Origin of the sequence: Pseudomonas sp. Z1-29 (genome assembly GCF_051131995.1) — a bacterium.
Classification (GTDB): domain Bacteria; phylum Pseudomonadota; class Gammaproteobacteria; order Pseudomonadales; family Pseudomonadaceae; genus Aquipseudomonas.
This window is the reverse complement of record NZ_CP071645.1, coordinates 1,905,953-1,925,235: the sequence shown is the minus strand read 5'-3', so window position 1 is coordinate 1,925,235 and position 19,283 is coordinate 1,905,953. Positions and strand designations below refer to the sequence as shown.

22 protein-coding genes are annotated in these 19,283 nt (G+C 60.7%); 9 read left to right on the top strand and 13 right to left on the bottom strand.

Annotated features, from left to right (window positions below; all coding sequences use genetic code 11):
• Nucleotides 1-49: 49 nt before the first annotated feature.
• A complete protein-coding gene (locus J3P84_RS08955; RefSeq protein WP_305499774.1) occupies nt 50-805 on the bottom strand; it encodes a spermidine synthase in 756 nt (251 codons plus the stop codon).
• Between the two features lie 141 nt (nt 806-946).
• On the opposite strand from J3P84_RS08955, the gene J3P84_RS08950 reads away from it, so the two are divergent.
• A complete protein-coding gene (locus J3P84_RS08950; protein ID WP_305499772.1) occupies nt 947-2,293 on the top strand; it encodes a class II 3-deoxy-7-phosphoheptulonate synthase in 1,347 nt (448 codons plus the stop codon).
• Between the two features lie 134 nt (nt 2,294-2,427).
• Here the strand turns inward: J3P84_RS08950 and J3P84_RS08945 are convergent, their stop codons facing one another.
• Both J3P84_RS08945 and J3P84_RS08940 read right to left on the bottom strand, forming a co-directional pair.
• A complete protein-coding gene (locus tag J3P84_RS08945) occupies nt 2,428-3,657 on the bottom strand; it encodes a winged helix-turn-helix domain-containing protein (RefSeq protein WP_434629451.1) in 1,230 nt (409 codons plus the stop codon).
• Nucleotides 3,658-3,721: 64 nt separating this feature from the next.
• Nucleotides 3,722-3,943: a DUF1127 domain-containing protein gene (locus tag J3P84_RS08940; protein ID WP_305499769.1), complete on the bottom strand. Its 222-nt coding sequence runs from the start codon at nt 3,941-3,943 to the stop codon at nt 3,722-3,724.
• A gap of 97 nt (nt 3,944-4,040) precedes the next feature.
• Here J3P84_RS08940 and J3P84_RS08935 point away from each other — a divergent pair, with 97 nt between their 5' ends.
• Entirely contained in the window at nt 4,041-4,895 is an 855-nt protein-coding gene (locus J3P84_RS08935; protein WP_420764840.1) for a LysR substrate-binding domain-containing protein, read from the top strand.
• On the opposite strand, the gene J3P84_RS08930 is transcribed toward J3P84_RS08935, so the two are convergent.
• Nucleotides 4,885-5,622 carry a sulfite exporter TauE/SafE family protein gene (locus tag J3P84_RS08930; RefSeq protein ID WP_434631224.1) on the bottom strand — a complete coding sequence of 246 codons (738 nt, stop codon included), beginning with the start codon at nt 5,620-5,622 and terminating at the stop codon, nt 4,885-4,887. The genes J3P84_RS08935 and J3P84_RS08930 overlap by 11 nt on opposite strands.
• Before the next feature lie 159 nt (nt 5,623-5,781).
• Between J3P84_RS08930 and J3P84_RS08925 the strand changes: the two genes are divergently transcribed.
• From J3P84_RS08925 to J3P84_RS08915, 3 genes are all read left to right on the top strand, one after another.
• Nucleotides 5,782-6,243 carry a MarR family winged helix-turn-helix transcriptional regulator gene (locus tag J3P84_RS08925; RefSeq protein WP_434572811.1) on the top strand — a complete coding sequence of 154 codons (462 nt, stop codon included), beginning with the start codon at nt 5,782-5,784 and terminating at the stop codon, nt 6,241-6,243.
• 918 nt (nt 6,244-7,161) lie between these two features.
• Entirely contained in the window at nt 7,162-7,581 is a 420-nt protein-coding gene (locus tag J3P84_RS08920) for an organic hydroperoxide resistance protein (protein WP_434629447.1), read from the top strand.
• 35 nt (nt 7,582-7,616) lie between these two features.
• Complete coding sequence (locus tag J3P84_RS08915; protein WP_434572808.1) at nt 7,617-8,630, top strand: alpha/beta hydrolase; 1,014 nt, start codon at nt 7,617-7,619, stop codon at nt 8,628-8,630.
• An 89-nt stretch (nt 8,631-8,719) separates the two neighbouring features.
• On the opposite strand, the gene J3P84_RS08910 is transcribed toward J3P84_RS08915, so the two are convergent.
• Entirely contained in the window at nt 8,720-9,289 is a 570-nt protein-coding gene (locus J3P84_RS08910) for an elongation factor P (RefSeq protein WP_025113141.1), read from the bottom strand.
• A gap of 48 nt (nt 9,290-9,337) precedes the next feature.
• On the bottom strand, nt 9,338-10,471 hold the full coding sequence (earP, locus tag J3P84_RS08905; RefSeq protein ID WP_434629443.1) for an elongation factor P maturation arginine rhamnosyltransferase EarP: 1,134 nt from the start codon (nt 10,469-10,471) through the stop codon (nt 9,338-9,340).
• Between the two features lie 123 nt (nt 10,472-10,594).
• On the opposite strand from earP, the gene J3P84_RS08900 reads away from it, so the two are divergent.
• On the top strand, nt 10,595-10,987 hold the full coding sequence (locus J3P84_RS08900; protein WP_434601403.1) for a hypothetical protein: 393 nt from the start codon (nt 10,595-10,597) through the stop codon (nt 10,985-10,987).
• A gap of 2 nt (nt 10,988-10,989) precedes the next feature.
• Nucleotides 10,990-11,472 carry a GreA/GreB family elongation factor gene (locus J3P84_RS08895; RefSeq protein ID WP_434629440.1) on the top strand — a complete coding sequence of 161 codons (483 nt, stop codon included), beginning with the start codon at nt 10,990-10,992 and terminating at the stop codon, nt 11,470-11,472.
• A gap of 8 nt (nt 11,473-11,480) precedes the next feature.
• Here the strand turns inward: J3P84_RS08895 and cysB are convergent, their stop codons facing one another.
• The 4 genes from cysB to J3P84_RS08875 all read right to left on the bottom strand — a co-directional run bounded on the left by cysB (nt 11,481) and on the right by J3P84_RS08875 (nt 15,015).
• Nucleotides 11,481-12,455: an HTH-type transcriptional regulator CysB gene (gene cysB, locus J3P84_RS08890; RefSeq protein WP_003183769.1), complete on the bottom strand. Its 975-nt coding sequence runs from the start codon at nt 12,453-12,455 to the stop codon at nt 11,481-11,483.
• A gap of 112 nt (nt 12,456-12,567) precedes the next feature.
• Nucleotides 12,568-13,068 (bottom strand): universal stress protein, encoded by a 501-nt coding sequence (locus tag J3P84_RS08885; protein ID WP_305499752.1) that lies wholly within the window; start codon nt 13,066-13,068, stop codon nt 12,568-12,570.
• A gap of 67 nt (nt 13,069-13,135) precedes the next feature.
• Nucleotides 13,136-14,041 (bottom strand): 5'-nucleotidase, encoded by a 906-nt coding sequence (locus J3P84_RS08880; protein WP_434572801.1) that lies wholly within the window; start codon nt 14,039-14,041, stop codon nt 13,136-13,138.
• Nucleotides 14,042-14,061: 20 nt separating this feature from the next.
• Complete coding sequence (locus J3P84_RS08875) at nt 14,062-15,015, bottom strand: putative 2-dehydropantoate 2-reductase (RefSeq protein WP_434629436.1); 954 nt, start codon at nt 15,013-15,015, stop codon at nt 14,062-14,064.
• A gap of 265 nt (nt 15,016-15,280) precedes the next feature.
• Between J3P84_RS08875 and J3P84_RS08870 the strand changes: the two genes are divergently transcribed.
• The gene (locus J3P84_RS08870) at nt 15,281-16,357 is read left to right on the top strand and encodes a 3-deoxy-7-phosphoheptulonate synthase (protein ID WP_305499748.1); all 1,077 of its coding nucleotides are present in this window, start codon (nt 15,281-15,283) and stop codon (nt 16,355-16,357) included.
• Between the two features lie 82 nt (nt 16,358-16,439).
• Here the strand turns inward: J3P84_RS08870 and J3P84_RS08865 are convergent, their stop codons facing one another.
• Nucleotides 16,440-16,721 (bottom strand): GNAT family N-acetyltransferase, encoded by a 282-nt coding sequence (locus tag J3P84_RS08865; RefSeq protein ID WP_186610534.1) that lies wholly within the window; start codon nt 16,719-16,721, stop codon nt 16,440-16,442.
• Between the two features lie 636 nt (nt 16,722-17,357).
• Between J3P84_RS08865 and oprI the strand changes: the two genes are divergently transcribed.
• On the top strand, nt 17,358-17,609 hold the full coding sequence (oprI, locus tag J3P84_RS08860; RefSeq protein ID WP_011335311.1) for an outer membrane lipoprotei OprI: 252 nt from the start codon (nt 17,358-17,360) through the stop codon (nt 17,607-17,609).
• A gap of 128 nt (nt 17,610-17,737) precedes the next feature.
• Here oprI and J3P84_RS08855 read toward each other — a convergent pair whose 3' ends face one another.
• Entirely contained in the window at nt 17,738-18,709 is a 972-nt protein-coding gene (locus J3P84_RS08855) for a L,D-transpeptidase family protein (RefSeq protein WP_305499745.1), read from the bottom strand.
• Nucleotides 18,710-18,935: 226 nt separating this feature from the next.
• Nucleotides 18,936-19,229, bottom strand: coding sequence for a hypothetical protein (locus J3P84_RS08850; protein ID WP_024776677.1), 294 nt, complete (start codon nt 19,227-19,229; stop codon nt 18,936-18,938).
• Nucleotides 19,230-19,283: the final 54 nt, after the last annotated feature.

The window sequence follows — 19,283 nt, the reverse complement described above, 5'->3', positions numbered from 1 at the left end:
GCTCCCTCGCCACGGGGGAACCCATCCAAAAGAATGCTTGAAAAGCCGATCAAGTCGCCGGGCGGATCGCCTTGATCAGCGACTGCAACGAATAACCCAGCCGCGGCGCGAGCCCTTCGGCACGGGCGACCAGACCTTGCATGTCCAATGCCTGGTCCAGGTCCGCCGGCACGATCAGGATGACGTTGCCCTCCTTCACCGGCAACTCCCAGTAGTGCCGGTGATACAAGCCGCGCAAGAGCGCCGCGCCCAGCGGCTTGCCATCGTCGGTGGCCCACTGGTTGATCACCAGCCAGCCGCCGGGATTGAGGCGCTTCTGGCAGTTTTCCAGAAATCCCCAGGCCAGGTGACCGACGCCGGGACCGACATCGGTATAGAGGTCGACGAAAATCAGGTCCGCCGGCTCCGCCGTTTCAAGCAGCTCCAAGGCATCACCGACACGAATGTACAGGCGCGGATCATCGTCCAGCCCGAGGTATTCGATGGCCAGGCGCGGCACGTCGGGGCGCAGTTCGATGGCCTCGACATCTTCCAGCGGCAGGAACTTGAGACAGGCCTGGGTCAGCGTACCGGCCCCCAGCCCGAGGAACAGCGCGCTCTCCGGTTGCTCGTGGCACAACGCACCGATGAGCATGGCGCGGGTGTAGTCATATTCGAGCCAGCTCGGATCAGCCGTGAACACGCAGCTCTGCTCGATCGCATCGCCAAATTCGAGAAACCGGTAATCGGCCACTTCGAGTACGCGGATCATGCCGAACTCGTCGTGCACCTCGGCGAGCAAATGCTCGACGCGCTCCTCTGTCATTTCCTCTCCTGATGTTGCCGTGCTGGCTCAAGCCCGCGCAAACGGGGCAAAGGCGCGATTGTCGGCGAAGCGAGCGGAACAGGTCACGCACTAATTTGCTGATAACATGAGCGCCCGAGCGTAAATCACCTAGAGATCATGATGAGCCAACCCTGGAGCCCTGACAGCTGGCGCGCCCTGCCGATCCAGCAACAACCCCGCTACCCCGACGCGGCGCATCTGCTGCAGGTGGAGCAGACCCTGGCCAGTTATCCGCCGTTGGTGTTTGCCGGTGAAGCCCGGGAATTGCGTCGTCAGTTTGCCGAAGTCACCCAGGGTCGGGCCTTCCTGCTGCAGGGCGGCGATTGCGCCGAGAGCTTTGCCGAATTTTCCGCCGCCAAGATCCGCGACACCTTCAAGGTGCTGCTGCAAATGGCGATTGTCATGACCTTCGCCGCCGGTTGCCCGGTGGTCAAGGTCGGGCGCATGGCGGGCCAGTTCGCCAAACCGCGCTCGGCCAACGATGAGACGATCGATGGCGTGACACTACCGGCCTACCGGGGCGACATCGTCAACGGCATCGGCTTCGACGAGAAAAGTCGCGTGCCGGATCCGGAGCGGCTTTTGCAGTCCTATCATCAGTCCACCGCAACCCTCAACCTGCTGCGGGCGTTCGCCCAGGGCGGGTTCGCCGATCTGCACCAGGTGCACAAGTGGAACCTGGACTTCATCGCCAACTCGGCCCTGGCGGAAAAGTACAGCCACTTGGCCGACCGCATCGACGAAACCCTGGCGTTCATGCGCGCCTGCGGCATGGACAGCTCGCCGCAACTGCGCGAGACCAGTTTTTTCACCGCCCACGAAGCGTTGTTGCTCAACTATGAAGAAGCCTTCGTACGCCGTGACAGCCTGACCAACGATTATTACGACTGCTCCGCCCACATGCTGTGGATCGGCGATCGTACCCGCCAGCTGGACGGAGCGCATGTGGAGTTCCTGCGGGGGGTGAACAACCCGATCGGGGTCAAGGTCGGCCCGAGCATGAACCCTGACGACCTGATCCGCCTGATCGACGTGCTCAACCCGGATAACGACCCCGGTCGACTGAACCTGATCGCGCGGATGGGCGCCAACAAGGTCGCTGATCACCTGCCGCAACTGTTGCGCGCCGTGCAGCGTGAAGGCAAGCAGGTGCTCTGGAGTTCCGACCCGATGCACGGCAATACCATCAAGGCCAGCAGCGGCTACAAGACCCGGGATTTTGCGCAGATTCTTGGCGAGGTGAAGCAGTTCTTCCAGGTGCATGAAGCCGAAGGGACCTACGCCGGCGGGATTCATATCGAGATGACCGGGCAGAACGTCACCGAATGCATCGGCGGCGCCCGACCGATCACCGAGGATGGGCTGTCGGATCGTTACCACACGCACTGCGACCCGCGGATGAATGCCGATCAGTCGCTGGAGCTGGCGTTCTTGATTGCCGAGACGCTGAAGCAGGTACGGCGGTGAGTCAGTAGGGGCTTCTTCGCCTGCTCAATCGCTTCGCGAGCAGGCTCGCTCCCACAGGTGACTGGCTGCGGACACAAAAGCCGTGGTCACCATAAATACCTTGTGGGAGCGAGCCTGCTCGCGAAGGGGCCAGCTCAGCCACCATCAACCCGCGCCAACGCCACCGCCAACCGCACCCCACCCTCCCGCTGGCAATTGAGCTGCACCCGCTCCAGTCCCAACCAGTCAGCCATGCGCCGCAGATTCATCGCCAGCGCCTGCATGCCCTCCTCGTCAAGCCCCGGCTCTTCCTCATGCACGGCATGCACGGCCAGCCGCCCCAAGGCCCGCTCCGCACGAAGATCGACCCGCGCCGCAATCCGCTCATTGTGCAAAAACGGCAAGACGTAATAGCCATACACGCGCTTGTGCACCGGCGTGTAGATTTCCAGGCGATAGCGGAAGTCGAACAAGCGCTCGGTGCGGCTGCGCTCCCAGACCAGCGAGTCGAACGGCGACAGCAAGGCACTGGCAGCGACCTTGCGGGGGATTTTCACGGTGGGTTGGCACCAGGCCGGCTGCTTCCAGCCCTGCACCTGACATCGCAACAACTCACCCGCCTCCTCCAACTCGGCCAGTCGCGCGCGGCTGTCGGCCGGATCCAGGCGGAAGTAATCACGCAGGTCCTTCTCGGTGCCGACGCCCAAGGCCTGCGCCGCATGCAGGAGCAACGCGCGTTGGGCATGGGCTTCGTCCAGCTGCGGTTGGCGCAGGACCGACTCGGGCAGCACCCGCTCAGGCAGATCATAGAGCCGCTCGAACCCCCGCCGCCCGGCTACGGTGACTTTGCCCGCGGCGAACAGCCATTCCAGCGCATGTTTCTCGGCGCTCCAGTCCCACCAGGGACCGGCCTTCTCCTGACGGGTGGACAAGCTGCCGGCGCCAAGCGCGCCCTGCTCCTGAACCGCCTGAAGGACCCGATGAATCACGTCCTGCTGCTCACGACCAAACCGCGCCAACTGCTGGTAAATGCCTTCGCCACGGGCCGCCCGCGCCATGCGCCAACGCATCAGCGGATACATCGCAACCGGCATCAACGAAGCTTCATGCCCCCAATATTCAAACAACGTACGGCGGCCCCCCTGGCTCCAGGCTGCCTGATCGAGCAAGTCGCGATTGTAGTGACCAAGGCGGGAGAACAGCGGGAGGTAATGCGAGCGCACCAAGGCATTGACTGAATCGATCTGCACGACGCCGAGGCGCTCGATCAGACGGTTGAGGCGCGCGGGTTGCACCGAAGCTGGCGATGGTCGCCCATCGAATCCTTGGGCGGCCAACGCCAGGCGTCGGGCCTGTCTGAGGGTAAAGGATACAGTCGCGGGCATGGAGATCTCCTTGTCTGCTCGCAACCTACCTCACCATTAAGCGGTTTGTGTAGGGAAGGATGGCTCATTTGTGCATCGGGTCATCCCAGAATGGCCGAACCACTTCCTTTTCAACATCGGCACGGCTGACACCTATGTCCTTGAGCGCCTCATCGCTCATCGAGGCGAGCAGTTCACGCTCGTGGTGCAATTCGTACCAGCGGCTAAACTTGTGCAACAGCGCGCTGAGCGAAAAACCGTGGGATGAGAATTTATCAATCAGCAAATAACCTTTTTGACCTTTCATCGTGATGTCCTCCGTTGGGGATGGCTCTAGTCTCGCGCCAGGGATAAGATCAATCCAACGAATGTTTCTTATGCAATACATCTCGGAGATTGATCAATTGTCGAGTTACCCGAGCATTGATACGGAAGTGCTGCGGACCTTCGTCGCCATCGCCGACCAGGGCGGCTTCACTCGCGCCGGGGAGCTGGTCAACCGTACGCAATCGGCCGTCAGCATGCAGATGAAGCGCCTGGAAGAGGACGTCTTGCAGCGCCGCCTGTTCGAGCGCGACGGGCGGCAGGTCAAGCTCACCGCCGAGGGCCAGGTGTTGCTGGGTTATGCCCGGCGGATCCTCAAGCTGCACAGTGAAGTCTTCAACACGCTGCGCGAACCGCACATGGTCGGCACGGTCCGCATCGGCACGCCGGACGATTATGTGATGCGCTTTTTGCCGGGAATCCTGCAGCGCTTCGCCCAGTTCTATCCACTGATCGAAATCGAAGTGCACTGCGAATCGTCCAAGCAACTGCTGCTGCGCCAGGATCTCGACCTGTCCATCGTCACTCGCAAACCAGGCGACGAGATCGGTCAGTTGCTGCGCAAGGAACGTTTTGTCTGGGCCGAGGCGGCCTGCTTCAACACTCATGAACAAACACCGCTGCCGCTGGCGATGTTCAACAGTGATTGTTTCTGTCGGCAATGGGCGTGCAATGCGCTGGACGCCATGGGGCGTGATTATCGCGTGGCGTACAACAGCTCAAGCCTGTCGGCGATCATGGCGGTGGTTGGCGCGGGCCTGGCGATCACCGCGCAACTGGAGAGCCTGCTGACCCCGGACATGCGCGTCCTCGGCGAGGCCGAGAACCTGCCGGAGCTGCCCGAGGCCAGCATCATGTTGATCCGCAACCTGCACAATCCGTCGCCGATCACCGAGTGCCTGGCCGAACACATCGTCGAAGGTTTCAAACTTTAAGCAGGAGCAACACCGCGCACAGCACCAGGAAGCCGCAGAACAGCCCGCGCAGCAATCGCTCCGGCATCGCGTGGGCGACCTTCACCCCCCAACTGATGCTCATCAGCCCACCGACAGCCAGGGGCAGCCCGATCCACCAGTTCACCTCATGGTGAAACGCATAGGTGGCAAGGGTCACGCCGGTGCTGGGCAAGGCCAGCGCCAGGGACAACCCTTGGGCGACGACCTGGGAAGTGCCAAACACGCTGGTGAGTATTGGCGTGGCGACAACCGCTCCGCCCACCCCAAACAGACCGCCCATGGTGCCCGATGCCGCGCCCAGCACGGCGAGCCAAGGCCAGCCGTGGCGCATCCGCGCCGAAGCCGGCGCCGTCGCGGCGAACATGCGGATCAGGTTGTAGGCCGCCAGGACCACCAGGAACACCACAAAACCAATCCGCATGCTTTGCGCGTCAATGCCCACGGCCCAGATGGAGCCAAGCCACGCGAAGCAGAAGCCCATGGATGCCAGCGGCAGGACATGGCGCATTTCGATACGATTACGCTGGTGATAACGCCACAGCGCCAGCATCACGTTGGGGACGACCATCACCAATGCCGTACCTTGGGCGAGATGCTGATCCAGGCCGAACCATACACCCAGCACTGGAATCGCGATCAGCCCGCCACCAATGCCGAACAATCCCCCCAAAGTGCCCAGCGCGGCGCCCAACAGCAAATACAGCATGACCTCGATCACAGACGACTCTCCCCTTAATCAGGGCGCCTATCCTACCCAGTTGGCGGTCACCAGGAAACGTAACGGCTGATCAATACGTCAGAATTATCTGGTGCATTAAAGGCTTGTCCGCTAGATTCGTAACGATCATTGATGAAAGGTTTTGCCATGACTACCCAACACGACACCCCCGATCCTTGCGAAGCCCTGCTGCTGGAAAACCAGGTCTGCTTCGCCCTGCACTCCACGTCGCTGTTGATGACCAAGGTCTACAAGCCCCTGCTCCAGGCGTTGGGCCTGACCTATCCGCAGTACTTGGCGATGATGGTGTTGTGGGAACAAGACGGGCTGACCGTCGGCGAAATCAGTAACCGCCTGCTCACCGACCCTGGCTCCCTGACCCCGCTGCTCAAGCGCCTGGAGGCCGAAGGCCTGTTGAGTCGCACCCGCAGCCGCGAAGATGAACGCGTGGTCATTGTCGAGCTGACCGAACAGGGCCGCGCCCTGCAGAAAAAGGCCCTCGACATCCCCCAATGCATCCTCGCCGCGAGCGGCCAGACGCTGGAACAACTGAAAAAACTGCAACATGACCTGCAGGAACTGCGCGGGCATTTGCAGGACAGCCTTTGATTTTTCTGACGCAACCAATCCTGTGGGAGTGAGCCTGCTCGCGAAGGCGCCGGCACCTCCAGCATCGCTGCCAACTGAACCACCGCTTTCGCGAGCAGGCTCGCTCCCACATTGACCTTCACTGGTCACAATATTAGTGCCCACCACCAATCCCCTGTGGGAGCGAGCCTGCTCGCGAAGGCGCCGGCACCTCCAGCATCGCCGCCAACTGAACCACCGCTTTCGCGAGCAGGCTCGCTCCCACATTGACCTTCATTGGTCACAAAATCCGTGGCCACCACCAACCCCCTGTGGGAGCGAGCCTGCTCGCGAAGGCTCCGGCACCTCCAGCATCGCCGCCAACTGAACCACCGCTATCGGGAGCAGGCTCGCTCCCACATTGACCTTCACTGGTCACAAAATCCGTGGCCAGCACGAACCCCCTGTGGGAGCGGGCTTGCTCGCGAAGGCGCCGGCATCTCCAGCATCGCCGCCAACTGAACCACCGCTTTCGCGAGCAGGCTCGCTCCCACATTGACCCTCACTGGTCACAATATTAGTGCCCACCACCGATCCCCTGTGGGAGCGAGCCTGCTCGCGAAGGCGCCGGCACCTCCAGCATCGCCGCCAACTGAACCACCGCTTTCGCGAGCAGGCTCGCTCCCACATTGACCTTTACTGGTCACAAAATCCGTGGCCACCACCAATCCGCTGTCTCGCGATAGCGTTGGCCGGCCTGCCAGACCTCGCACATCAAAAAAATTCAGCCCCCCTAAACCGCTCTAAACCAAGGCTCTCAGCCATCCAGGACTGGTCTGTCCAAACTCATTTCGAATTTTTATCTTGCGCGCAAAACACTTGCGTATTACATTCTTCCCACACCTACTTAGCGCGCAAATAATTAGCGCAGCAAACCAACCATCAAACGAGGCGTCCACCATGAAAACTCTCTACACCGCAATCGCAACCTCCACCGGCGGCCGTGACGGTCGTGCCATCTCCAGCGATAACATCCTCGACGTCAAACTTGCCACGCCCAAGGAACTCGGCGGTGCGGGCGGTGCTGCGACCAACCCAGAGCAACTGTTCGCCGCCGGCTACTCGGCCTGCTTCATCGGCGCGCTGAAATTTGTCGCCAGCCAGAGCAAACGCAAGATCCCGGACGACGCCTCGATCACTGCTCACGTCGGCATCGGCCAGATTCCCGGTGGTTTTGGTCTCGACATCGACCTGCACATCAGCCTGCCAGGTCTTGACCAGGTCGACGCCCAAAGCCTTGTGGAAGCCGCTCACCAGGTTTGCCCGTACTCCAACGCCACCCGCGGCAACGTTGATGTTCGCCTGCACGTAACCGTCTAAACCCCTACCCCGGACCGACCTTCAAGGAGATTCACATGAACACCCTCAGCAAAGCCCTGACCGGCACCCTTCTCGCCCTGAGCATCAGCAACGCCTTCGCCGACGGCATCGTCGAGCACAACACCCAGGCGTTCCTCGACGCACTGAATGCCGGCACCGGCAAACCGCTGGAGCAGTTGTCGCCAAAAGATGCCCGTGCCGTACTGGTCGGCGCCCAGGCGGGGGTGAAGTTGACGCTACCCAAGGCCGACGTCAGCGAGAAAACCATCCAGGTCGATGGCCAGTCGATCAGTCTGACCATCGTTCGTCCGGCCGGGGTCAAGGGTGAGTTGCCCGCGTTCATGTTCTTTCACGGCGGTGGCTGGGTACTGGGCGATTTCCCCACCCATGAACGACTGGTTCGGGATCTGGTGGCGGGTTCGGGTGCCGTTGCGGTGTTCGTCAACTACACACCATCGCCCGAGGCGCATTACCCGGTAGCGATCAACCAGGCCTACGCCGCGACAAAGTGGGTGGCCGAGCATGGCAAACAGATCAATGTCGATGGCAAGCGCCTGGCCGTAGCGGGCAACAGCGTCGGCGGCAACATGGCGGCGGTCGTCGCGCTGATGGCCAAGGACAAGGGTACGCCGGCGATCCGCTTCCAGGCATTGTTGTGGCCGGTGACCGACGCCAGCTTCGAGACGGCGTCCTACAACCAGTTCGCCGAAGGGCACTTCCTCAGCAAGAACATGATGAAGTGGTTCTGGGACAACTACACCACCGATGCGGGGCAGCGTAACGAGATCTATGCCTCGCCATTGCGGGCAACTACCGCACAACTCAAGGGCCTCCCGCCGGCGCTGGTGCAGACCGCCGAGGCTGATGTGCTGCGCGACGAAGGTGAAGCCTACGCGCGCAAACTGGATGCGGCGGGTGTACCGGTTACAGCCGTGCGCTACAACGGCATGATCCACGACTATGGCTTGCTTAACGTGGTGAGCCAGGTACCGGCGGTGCGTTCGGCGATGCTGCAGGCGTCCGAGGAACTCAAGCAACACCTGAAGTAATGGTGGAGCCACAGAGCCCGGATCGAAAATGAAGGAAATAAAAAGCCCGACTCAATGGTCGGGCTTTTCTTTCATACAGAAAGCTTCGCTTATTTAGCGCGGCCTTTGTAGGAACCGCCTTCGCGGGTATCGATCTCGATTTTGTCACCGATTTCGATGAAATCAGCAACTTGCAGCTCAGTACCGTTGCTCAGCTTGGCAGGCTTCATGACCTTGCCGGAAGTGTCGCCGCGAGCGGAACCTTCAGTGTAGTCAACTACACGCACGATAGTGGTCGGCAGTTCCACGGAAACCAGGCGCTCTTCGAAGAATACGGCTTCGCAGACGTCGGTCATGCCTTCTTCAACGAATGGCAGGACGCTTTCGATGTCTTCGGCGTTCAGTTCGTACATGGTGTAGTCAGTGGTGTCCATGAACGTGTAGGTATCGCCGCTGATGAAAGACAGGGTCGCCTCTTTACGGTCCAGGATCACGTCGTCCAGCTTGTCGTCCGCACCGTAGACGGTTTCGGTCTTGTAGCCGGTCAGCAGGTTTTTCAGCTTGGTCTTCATGATCGCGCTGTTACGACCCGACTTGGTGAATTCAGCTTTCTGAACCAGCCAAGGATCGTTGTCGATACGAATCACGGTACCGGGTTTGAGTTCTTTACCAGTTTTCATTGCGAATATCCGAATTTGGATGGGATTTACAAAAATCTAGGCCGCGTATCATATCCAATTTCGGTAAAACTTCACCAGCGCCGTGGCAAGATCGGCTCGAGAGGCCTGTTTCTCGCACCACGCCTGGGCATGTTCGGCGAGCACCTGGTGTTGCTCGCAGGCGGCGCTCCAGTGCTCTGCCACGCCTTGGCCGGCGTTCCAGGCCCGCCAGAAACCGCTGATCGCTTTTTCCGCAGCCTCCGGGAGCCCCTCGGTATACAAGCGGAGAAACGCCTCGAGTTTTTCCAGGTGGACGTCTTCTTCCTGTTGATAGATATGCCAGAGCAGCGGCCGGCCGGCCCACTGCGCGCGCACGAAGGAGTCTTCGCCACGCACGGCGTTGAAATCACAGCACCACAACAGTTGGTCGTATTCATCCTGGCGCACGAAAGGCAGCACCTGTACGGTCAGGGCGCCACGGCGATGCACGGCACCGGTTTTCAGGCCGTCGATTCCAACCCAACGCTCCACATCGGCGAGAATGCGGCTCTCCGGAACCAGCACATGCGACGGACGAGCATCCGTCGCCAGCGCATCAAACCAGCTGGCCAAACCGTCGTTCTCATAGGCAAACAGCGAAATCAGCCGCGCCCCTGACTCGCGCTCGACACCCAATCCTTGCAGGAAAGCCTTTTGCGCCTCGCCATCCTGCTGAAATTCTCGACGACGCCCCAACAAACCGGCCTCCCGCAGCAAGCCACCGGTGCCCTCCTGAAAGCCCGGAAAAAAGAAATATTTCTGCACATGTTTGTACTTCACCGACGGCAAACCGTGACAACCGATCACCCAATCCTCGGCGCTCAGGTAATCGAGGTTCATCCACAAAGGCGCCGCCGGACGCTCGGCCATCGCGTCCATGTAGGCGCTGGGCAACTGGCAGGCAAATGCGGCGATCACTACATCGGCAGCTTCGGTGGGCTGCCAGTCCTTGGGCCAGTGACGCACCTGTACGCCTTGCTGCCATTGCTCGGTCAGCGTGACATCGATAGACGGACATAACCGCTCGAAGGCGCGCAGGTCGTCGACCCACAGCCGCACCGCGCATTGATGCTCGGCGACCAATTGCCGAGCCAGGCGCCAGGTGACGCCGATGTCGCCATAGTTATCGACGACGGTGCAAAAAATATCCCAACGCACAGTCATTCCCGACTCCCTGTGGCAAAGCCTGATTGTCCCGCATTAAAGCCGTGAAGCAGAAGGGCCGACGGCGATTAATCTTCATGCGACAATCAACGCATCCTCCATGTTCATCGCCAGGAAGCAGACATGCCCGACCACTCCTCTCCCCGCCTCACAACGTTGCAACTGACGCTGGGCATCGCCTTGGGTTTGTGGCTGGGATTCCTTGCCATCGTGCTGACGGGATGGCTGCTGTCCAGGTTTCTGTTCGATGAGCAACTGGCCCCGGTGGCCGCCGCGGTTCATCAATTGGCGCAGCCGCCGGCAGCACCGCCAGCCCCGGAGCCGACCCCAACGTCAACCCCAATGTTCGAGCAGTATCAACAGAACCTGCAGAAGAACGAGCAACGCCAGGCCCTCGACCAGGCCCGCAGCAACCCTCGCAACCTGTCCAACCCAAAGTGTCAATTCTGGCTCCAACAGGACCAGAACGCGCCTAGCGAGAAAAGCCGCGCCAATGTCCTGCAATTCTGCGAATGAACATGAACAAACAGACCGTCCACCAACTGATTCTCGACAAGCTCAGGATTGACCTCGATATCGCCGAACGCGCCGCGCAGACCGCCTACGAAACCGCGACCCACGAGGAAAATATCGCCGAAAACAAATACGACACCCTGGGCCTGGAGGCTTCGTACCTTGCGGCCGGGCAAGCCAGGCGCGTGGAGGAAATCCGCCAGGCACTGGTGCTCTGCCAGAACCTCGCGCTGAGACCTTACGATGAAGAACGCGGCATCCAGGTCGGCACATTGATCGGGCTGGAAGATGAGGAGGGTCGCCAGCAGTGGCTGTTCCTGGGACCCGACGCGGCGGGGCTGAAGGTCTCGCTGGTGGGGCAGCCGATTACCGTCATCACCCCTCGCTCACCACTGGGCCGAGGCTTGTCGGGCAAATTCGAAGGGGATGAAGTGGAGATCGTCGTGGCAGGCGCCCGGCAACAGTTCGCTGTCACCGAGGCGATCTAGAGGTCTGCTTAATGCACCGGCAGTTCGACGCCGTCGAACAGTTCTTCGAGTTCCTGCTTGTTGTGGCACTGGATGGCCTTGGCCATGACTTCCCGGGTCAGGTGCGGGGCAAATTTCTCGATGAAATCGCACATGAATCCGCGCAGGAACGTACCGCGGCGGAAACCGATCTTGGTCACGCTGGATTCGAACAGCTCGCTGGCGTCCAGAACCACCAGGTCATTGTCGAGCTTGGTGTCGACCGCCATCTTCGCGACGATGCCCACGCCCAGTCCGAGGCGCACATAGGTCTTGATCACGTCGGCGTCGGCAGCGGTGAACACCACTTTCGGGGTCAGGCCGCGATGGCTGAAGGCTTCGTCGAGTTTCGAGCGACCGGTGAAACCGAACACATAAGTCACGATCGGGTATTCGGCCAGCGCTTCGAGGGTCAGCTTCGGCAGCTTGGTCAGCGGGTGCCCCTGAGGCACGACCACGCAGCGGTTCCAGCGATAGCACGGCATCATCACCAGGTCCCCGAACAGCTCCAGGGCCTCGGTGGCAATGGCGAAATCGACGGTGCCGTCAGCGGCCATTTCGGCGATCTGCATCGGCGACCCCTGGTGCATGTGCAGCGCCACGTCAGGGTATTGCTTGATGAAATTGCTGATAACCGGCGGCAAGGCATAACGCGCCTGGGTGTGGGTGGTCGCGATGGACAGGGTGCCTTTTTTCTCGTTGGAGAATTCCTGGGCGATCTGCTTGATGCTTTCGACCTTGCGCAGGATCTCGCCGGCGGTGGTGATGATGCGTTCACCGGCGGGAGTGACGCGAGTCAGGTGCTTGCCGCTGCGGGCGAAGACTTCGACGCCCAGCTCGTCTTCCAGGAGGCGGATCTGCTTGCTGATGCCAGGTTGCGACGTGTAGAGGCTTTGAGCGGTTGCGGAAACGTTGAGGTCGTGGTGCGCCACTTCCCAGATGTAGCGCAGTTGTTGAAGCTTCATATGTATCCCTCAAAGCAGTTGGACGTCACGGGCATCAGCGACGGTGTATATAACTATATGAATGGTCGCACCAATAAATCTAGAACTTTTTATAAAAAGCCATCATTTAGCCTCAAGCTTCGCCCTGGCGCCTGCGCTGGACCAGCGGCACCAGGTAGACCGGCACGCGGGATAACTGCAATACCCGCGCGGCGGTCCTGCCCAACGGCGTTTCGCCGCTCGCCCCCTGGCAATGACTGCCTACGATCAGCAAATCGACGGAGAGTTTCGCAGCCTGTTCAAGAATGACCTGGGAGGGGTCGCCCTGGAACACCCGAACCGACTTGATCAATTTCAGGTCCTGCTGCCCCTCGCCCAACTCTTCGCGAAAATTGTCGAGGACCCGCTGCTCGATGTTAGCCATCACCGTACTCAGACCCTGGCGATGAAATTCGTTCAACGCCTGCTCGTCGAGATAGCTCTGCAACACCGATTCGGCGAACAGCCCCATCGGCTCTACCGCATGCACCACATACAACTCGGCTTCAAACGTCCGTGCCAACGCCAAGGCATGCTGCATCACATACGGGGCGTACAGCCCCAGGTCCGTGGCATACAGCATCGAACGAATCATGTGACCTCCTCGAGTGCCAGGATGGCGGAGATTGATTCAGCTTAGCAGCGCCCCGGGGAACGGGCGCTCAGGGCTTCACTTCGTTACTGATACCGTGGGGCACATGCCCGGTGGCGACCACTTCCCGGGCAAGTTCGCAGTGCCCGGTCTGGTCGTCGAAAAACACGTCGGCGGCAAAGGCTTCGAGGAAGGCGGACTTGGTCAGGCCGCCGAGAAACAGCGACTCGTCCAGGCGGATGTCCCATTCGCGCAGCGTGCGGATGACCCGCTCATGGGCCGGCGCCGAACGGGCGGTGACCAGCGCGGTCCGGATCGGGCAGGCGTCCTCGGGGAATTCCCGTTGCAGCGCATTGAGCGCCGCCAGGAACCCCTTGAACGGCCCTCCTCGCAGCGGCTCGCGCGCGGCCTGGCGTTCGCTGGCCTGGAACGCCTCCAGGCCACCAGCCTGGTAGACACGCTCAGACTCGTCGGAAAACAACACCGCGTCGCCGTCAAAGGCAATGCGCAGCTCTTCGCTGGCGGCGCGGCTGGCACCGCCCGAAAGGATCGTCGCTGCGGCAAATCCGGCATCCAGGGCACTGCGTACATCTTCAGCGTGAGTGGACAGGAACAGATCGCAGCCGAACGCCTTGAGGTACGGGTATGGGCTGCGACCGCCGACAAACGCGGCACGGGAAATCGCCAGTCCATAGTGGTGAATCGAGTTGAAGACCCGCAGGCCGGTGTCGGCGCTGTTACGCGAAACCAGGATGACCTCGACGCGGGCACGGCCCAGGTGCTCGTTGAGGTTGAGCAGTTTCTGCACGAGCGCGAAGGCATCCCCCGGTTCAAGGACTTCATCCTCGTGTTCGATCTGGTATTGCCGATAGGCTTCGACGCCCCCCGACAGGTAAACCTTGTGGCTTTCGCTCAGGTCGAACAGCGCTCGCGACGAAATCGCCAGCACCAGCCTGTCATCGATATTGTTTGCCATGCTTCCCCCGTTTCGTCCGATCAGCGGTTGCGTCGATCGATGAACGCCAGTGCCTGATACAAGGCTTCGATTTTCGGCAACTCGCACCCCGCCGCCCTGGCCCTCGCCAGTGGCCGAGCGTAGATCGCCTCCAGCTCCAACGGGCGCCGTTGGGAATAGTCGTGGTACATGCTGGGCCAATAGTCGGGCATTTTTCCGGTCATCGTGAACAGATATTCCGCGTAGCCTGGCGCGATCTCATGACCGCAGGCTTGTGCGCCACGTACCACTTCAGCCATCAGCGCCTGGATCAGTCCACGACTGTGGTCGTCTGCCATCAACGGCGTCGTGCTCGCGCCAAGCAGAACCGAAAGGCCGTTATAGGGCACGTTCCACACCAGCTTCTGCCAGCGTGCCTGCCCGAGGTCTGGCATGGCCTGGGAATCCAGGCCCGCTGCCCGGAACAGCCCCGCTCCCTCCTCGACGATCGCCATGCGTGCGGCCTGATCCGTCCCTGGACCGCTGTGGTAACCAATGTTGATTGCCCCGAGCGCCTGGTGGGCAATGACGCCCGGGCCGAGCCGATTGACGCAGATCAGGCACAAGCCGCCAAGCAGGTGCAGTGAATCGGGTAATAGTGGTCGCAGCTCCTCCTCGACATCGAGGCCATTCTGCAGCAACAGCACTTTCGCGCCGTCGGCCGCGGCCTGGATGATGGCTGGGGCCAGGTCGGCATTGCTGGTGGTCTTGGCACCGACCAGCAGCCAGTCGCAAGGCGGCATGTCGGCCGCCGAGCGATAGGCCTGGGCCGGCTGGAGCGCCAGCGCGCCATGCACCGCGCTGTCGACCCGCAGGCCAGCCTCGGCCACGGCGGCAAATTCGCTGCGCAGCAGAAAGTGAACGTCGTAGCCGGCACGAGCCAGCATCACGCCATAGAACCCGCCAATCGCGCCGGTGCCGATCACCCCGATCCTCGGTTTACCGCCTGCCTGCATCACACGACTCCTCTGGTGAACAATCCCTGCACACTATCAGCGCGAGCGGTCAGGCATGCAAACGTCCTTACACCCGGTTACCTATTCCTTCGCGGGCCGACCCGATCACGGTTACCCGGAAAATAGGGGAGTAAACCCGCCCCTGCCCATTGTCGAGCCACCTCTTAACGCGCTAAGGTTCGGCTCCCCGCCGCGCTTAAATCCGCTGTGCACCGCCGCGCGGGGATCGCTGGCGGCCGGCACCCGTGACCTGACGAGTAACACGATGGCTGATTTACCGATCAATGACCTTAACGTCGCCTCCAACGAGACCCTCATCACGCCTGACCAGCTCAAGCGCGATATCCCCCTGAGCGATGCTGCACTGCGCACCGTGACCAAGGGCCGGGAAGTCATCCGCAACATTCTCGACGGCACCGACCATCGCCTGTTCGTGGTCATCGGGCCCTGCTCAATCCATGACATCAAGGCCGCCCATGAATATGCCGAGCGCCTGAAAGTGCTCGCGGCGGAAGTCTCCGACACCTTGTACCTGGTGATGCGGGTGTATTTCGAAAAGCCCCGGACCACCGTCGGCTGGAAAGGCCTGATCAACGACCCTTACCTGGACGACTCCTTCAAGATCCAGGATGGCCTGCACATCGGTCGCCAGTTGCTGCTGGACCTGGCCGAAATGGGCTTGCCCACCGCCACCGAAGCCCTGGACCCGATCTCCCCGCAATACCTGCAGGACCTGATCAGCTGGTCGGCCATCGGCGCGCGCACCACCGAATCCCAGACCCACCGCGAAATGGCTTCCGGCCTGTCATCGGCAGTGGGCTTCAAGAACGGCACCGACGGCGGCCTCACCGTGGCGATCAACGCCTTGCAATCGGTGTCCAGTCCTCACCGTTTCCTGGGCATCAACCAGGAAGGCGGCGTTTCGATCGTCACCACCAAGGGCAACGCCTACGGCCACGTCGTGCTGCGTGGCGGCAACGGCAAGCCGAACTATGACTCGGTCAGCGTCGCGCTGTGCGAGCAGGCGCTGAACAAGGCGAACATCAAGCCGAACATCATGGTTGATTGCAGCCACGCCAACTCCAACAAGGATCCGGCATTGCAGCCGCTGGTGATGGAAAACGTCGCCAACCAGATCCTCGAGGGCAACCAGTCGATCATCGGCCTGATGGTCGAAAGCCACTTGAACTGGGGCTGCCAGGCGATTCCGAAGGACCTTGCCGATTTGCAGTACGGCGTCTCCATCACCGATGCCTGCATCGACTGGAGCGCCACCGAGAAGACCCTGCGCGGCATGCACGCCAAACTCAAGGACGTGCTGCCAAAGCGTCAGCGCAGCTGATCGGGCTTTATCCACCAAACATCAACACATAAAAAAACGCCGGGCTTCTCAGTCCGGCGTTTTTTTATCGGGAATCATTGCGTCAGAGCTTCGCCGCGTGCCGCTGGTGCCGTTCCATGTAGCGCTCCACATAGGAGCAGGACGGGATCACCGTGTAGCCCATTTCTTCAGCGTACTTCAACGCCTCTTCGGTCAACTTCGCAGCAATCCCCCTGCCACGCAGCGCGTTAGGCACGAAGGTGCGATAGATGTCCAGGGTCTGTTTGCCCAGGTCCATGTAGGTCAGATAGGCACGATGACCGTCCACAATGGTCTCGAACTGATGACCAGCCTGGTCATGGTGGATGGAAACCGCCTCGCTCATCACTACTCCTCGCGGGTCTGAATGCCGACCCCTACCTTACCGATGTTTTTCCGGCGAAGGAACATCTACGCCACCCCGTGCCTGCCTGGTCACCGAGCGCAAAAAACCAATCGCTCAAACCCGAGCACGTCGTGAATAGTAGGCACCAATGACGCAAATGCTCAAGGCACGCCTGTCACCGAGGTGTTAAACCTCGACGGGTTTATCGATTGAGCGACACGGTCGCGCGGTAGTCGCCCAAGGCGCAATAGGTGAACATCGCCAGTTGTTGAGTCTTGGACGAGCGCCGATTGTTAAAGTCACCGTCACCGGCAATAAAAAGATGCCGGGACGATTGCACAAAAAATGAACAAAACTCTAAGGGAATCAATAAACAGCGACTTTAGCGCAGGCCTGTGAGTTGTCGCGTCAACGGAACTTTTCTTCATCGCCGTGCTCCATTCCGGGGCTTGGCGCTGGATATTTTTCAAACACCGCTCGGAAAAGTTGCTTGAAAAAGAATCACCGCCTACAATTTTTTTGCTTCTTGCGCTACGTCAGTTTACTTACTACAAGTAATGAGTAGTATGTACGCCGGCTAACTCCTCACTCTGGGGAGACAGTCACTAAATAGAAAGTCCTTTGAAGGGGAACACGATGAACAACGTTCTGAAATTCTCTGCTCTGGCCCTGGCCGCAGTTCTGGCTACCGGTTGCAGCAGCGCATCGAAAGAAACCGAAGCACGTCTGACTGCCACCGAAGACGCAGCAGCTCGCGCCCAAGCTCGTGCAGACGAAGCCTACCGCAAAGCTGATGAAGCTCTGGCTGCTGCTCAAAAAGCACAACAGACTGCTGACGAAGCTAACGAGCGTGCTCTGCGCATGCTGGAAAAAGCTAGCCGCAAGTAATAGTCCTTCGGGATTGTTATCGAGCCGACCCATTACTGGGTCGGCTTTTTTATTGCCCGGCGTTTTCCCCGGCGATAAAAAACCCGCCGACATCCTTGGATGTGGGCGGGTCAGGTTGGCGCGTCGCCCTATTGCGTCAGGTCGATCGGCGCGCTCGATACCATCGGTGCCGAGGCACTCGGAACAGCGATCTCTATCGGCAGGCCGTCTTCAGCGGCCACCACGTCACGCACCACATCCCAGTTCATGCGCAAGTTGCTGGTGATGTCCTCACGCTTGAGCATCGCGTTGATGACCGCGGTGTGTTTGTCCACCACCGACGGGTTGCCCTTGTCGTCCAGCGGAGTGTGGGCTTCCAGGTAAACCTTGCCGCCACTCAGGCCCAGTTTGTACGGGTCGTTGATGATCCGGACCGAAGTCCCCACCGGCACCATGCCGGCCATCTCCAGCACGTTGTTGTTGAACATCCGGAAGCAGCCGTGGCTGGTACGCATGCCGATGCCGAATTTCTTGTTCGAGCCATGGATCAGGTAACCCGGCGTTCCCAGCGTGAACTTGAACGGGCCCAGCGGGTTATCGGGGCCGGCCGGAACCACATTCGGCAAGGGATCGCCGTCGGCGGCATGTTCAGCCTTGATCGAGGCCGGCGGGGTCCACGTCGGGTTTGGCGTCTTGGCGATGATGCTGGTGTGGGCGATGGGCGAGCCCCAACCTTCGCGACCGATTCCCAGCGGGAAGGTGTAGACCACGTTCCGCCCCTTGGGGAAATAATAGAGACGGTATTCCGCGAGGTTGATCACGATGCCTTCGCGCGGGCCCGGTGGCAGGATAAAACGGGTCGGCAAGACGATTTCAGTGCCAGCACCCGGCAACCACGGATCAACGCCCGGGTTGGCGGCGACCATCTCGGTGTAACCCAGGTCATAGGTGGTGCCCAGGTCAGCGAAGGTGTCTTCGTATTTGGCCTTGATGACCTGCACCTGGCCGATGATGTCTTCACCCGGTGGCGGCAGAGGCAGCTCCAATGCAGCAACGGGACCCGCCATACACAGGGCGGCAAGAGACAGGCAGCGGGCGACGGCAGGCAAGCGCGGCAACATCCGGGAAATCCTTCGCAGATCGAACAGAGGGTATGAAAACGCGATTGTACACTGCGTCCCGTTATTTCGGGGAGAGCGGCGCCGAAGCGTCCGATGTGTAGCAGTCATCAAGCTGGTGAGCCCTTGTGGGAGCGAGCTTGCTCGCGATAGCGGTGGGTCTGTATGCACGGTATTGAATGTGCCGGCCAGATCGCGAGCAAGCTCGCTCCCACACTGGTCGCGCTGATCACAACTCGAACCGCAGCTCCGGCCAGATCGGCGAGGTACCGCGCTTCTGCGATTCCAGGATCGCCCGGCACAAGGAACAGAGGCGATGGTCCTGGAAAATCCTGCGGTCGACGGCCGACCAGCGTGGCTGCGCCGGCAAAAGACTGCCGCAAAGGGTCCGGTCGGCCGAGCCGCCGAGCTCCAGCTGCCGGGTCACCAGATGCACCCGCACTTCCTGGCAGGCGAACAGATCCAGCTGTTCGTCAGGCTCGATCAGTTGGTAGGCAAACAGGGACCAGGCGGGACGCGGCATCGGGGGCTCCAAATCGGGGGCGCCACATTAGCCGAAAGACCGCCTGTAGAAAAG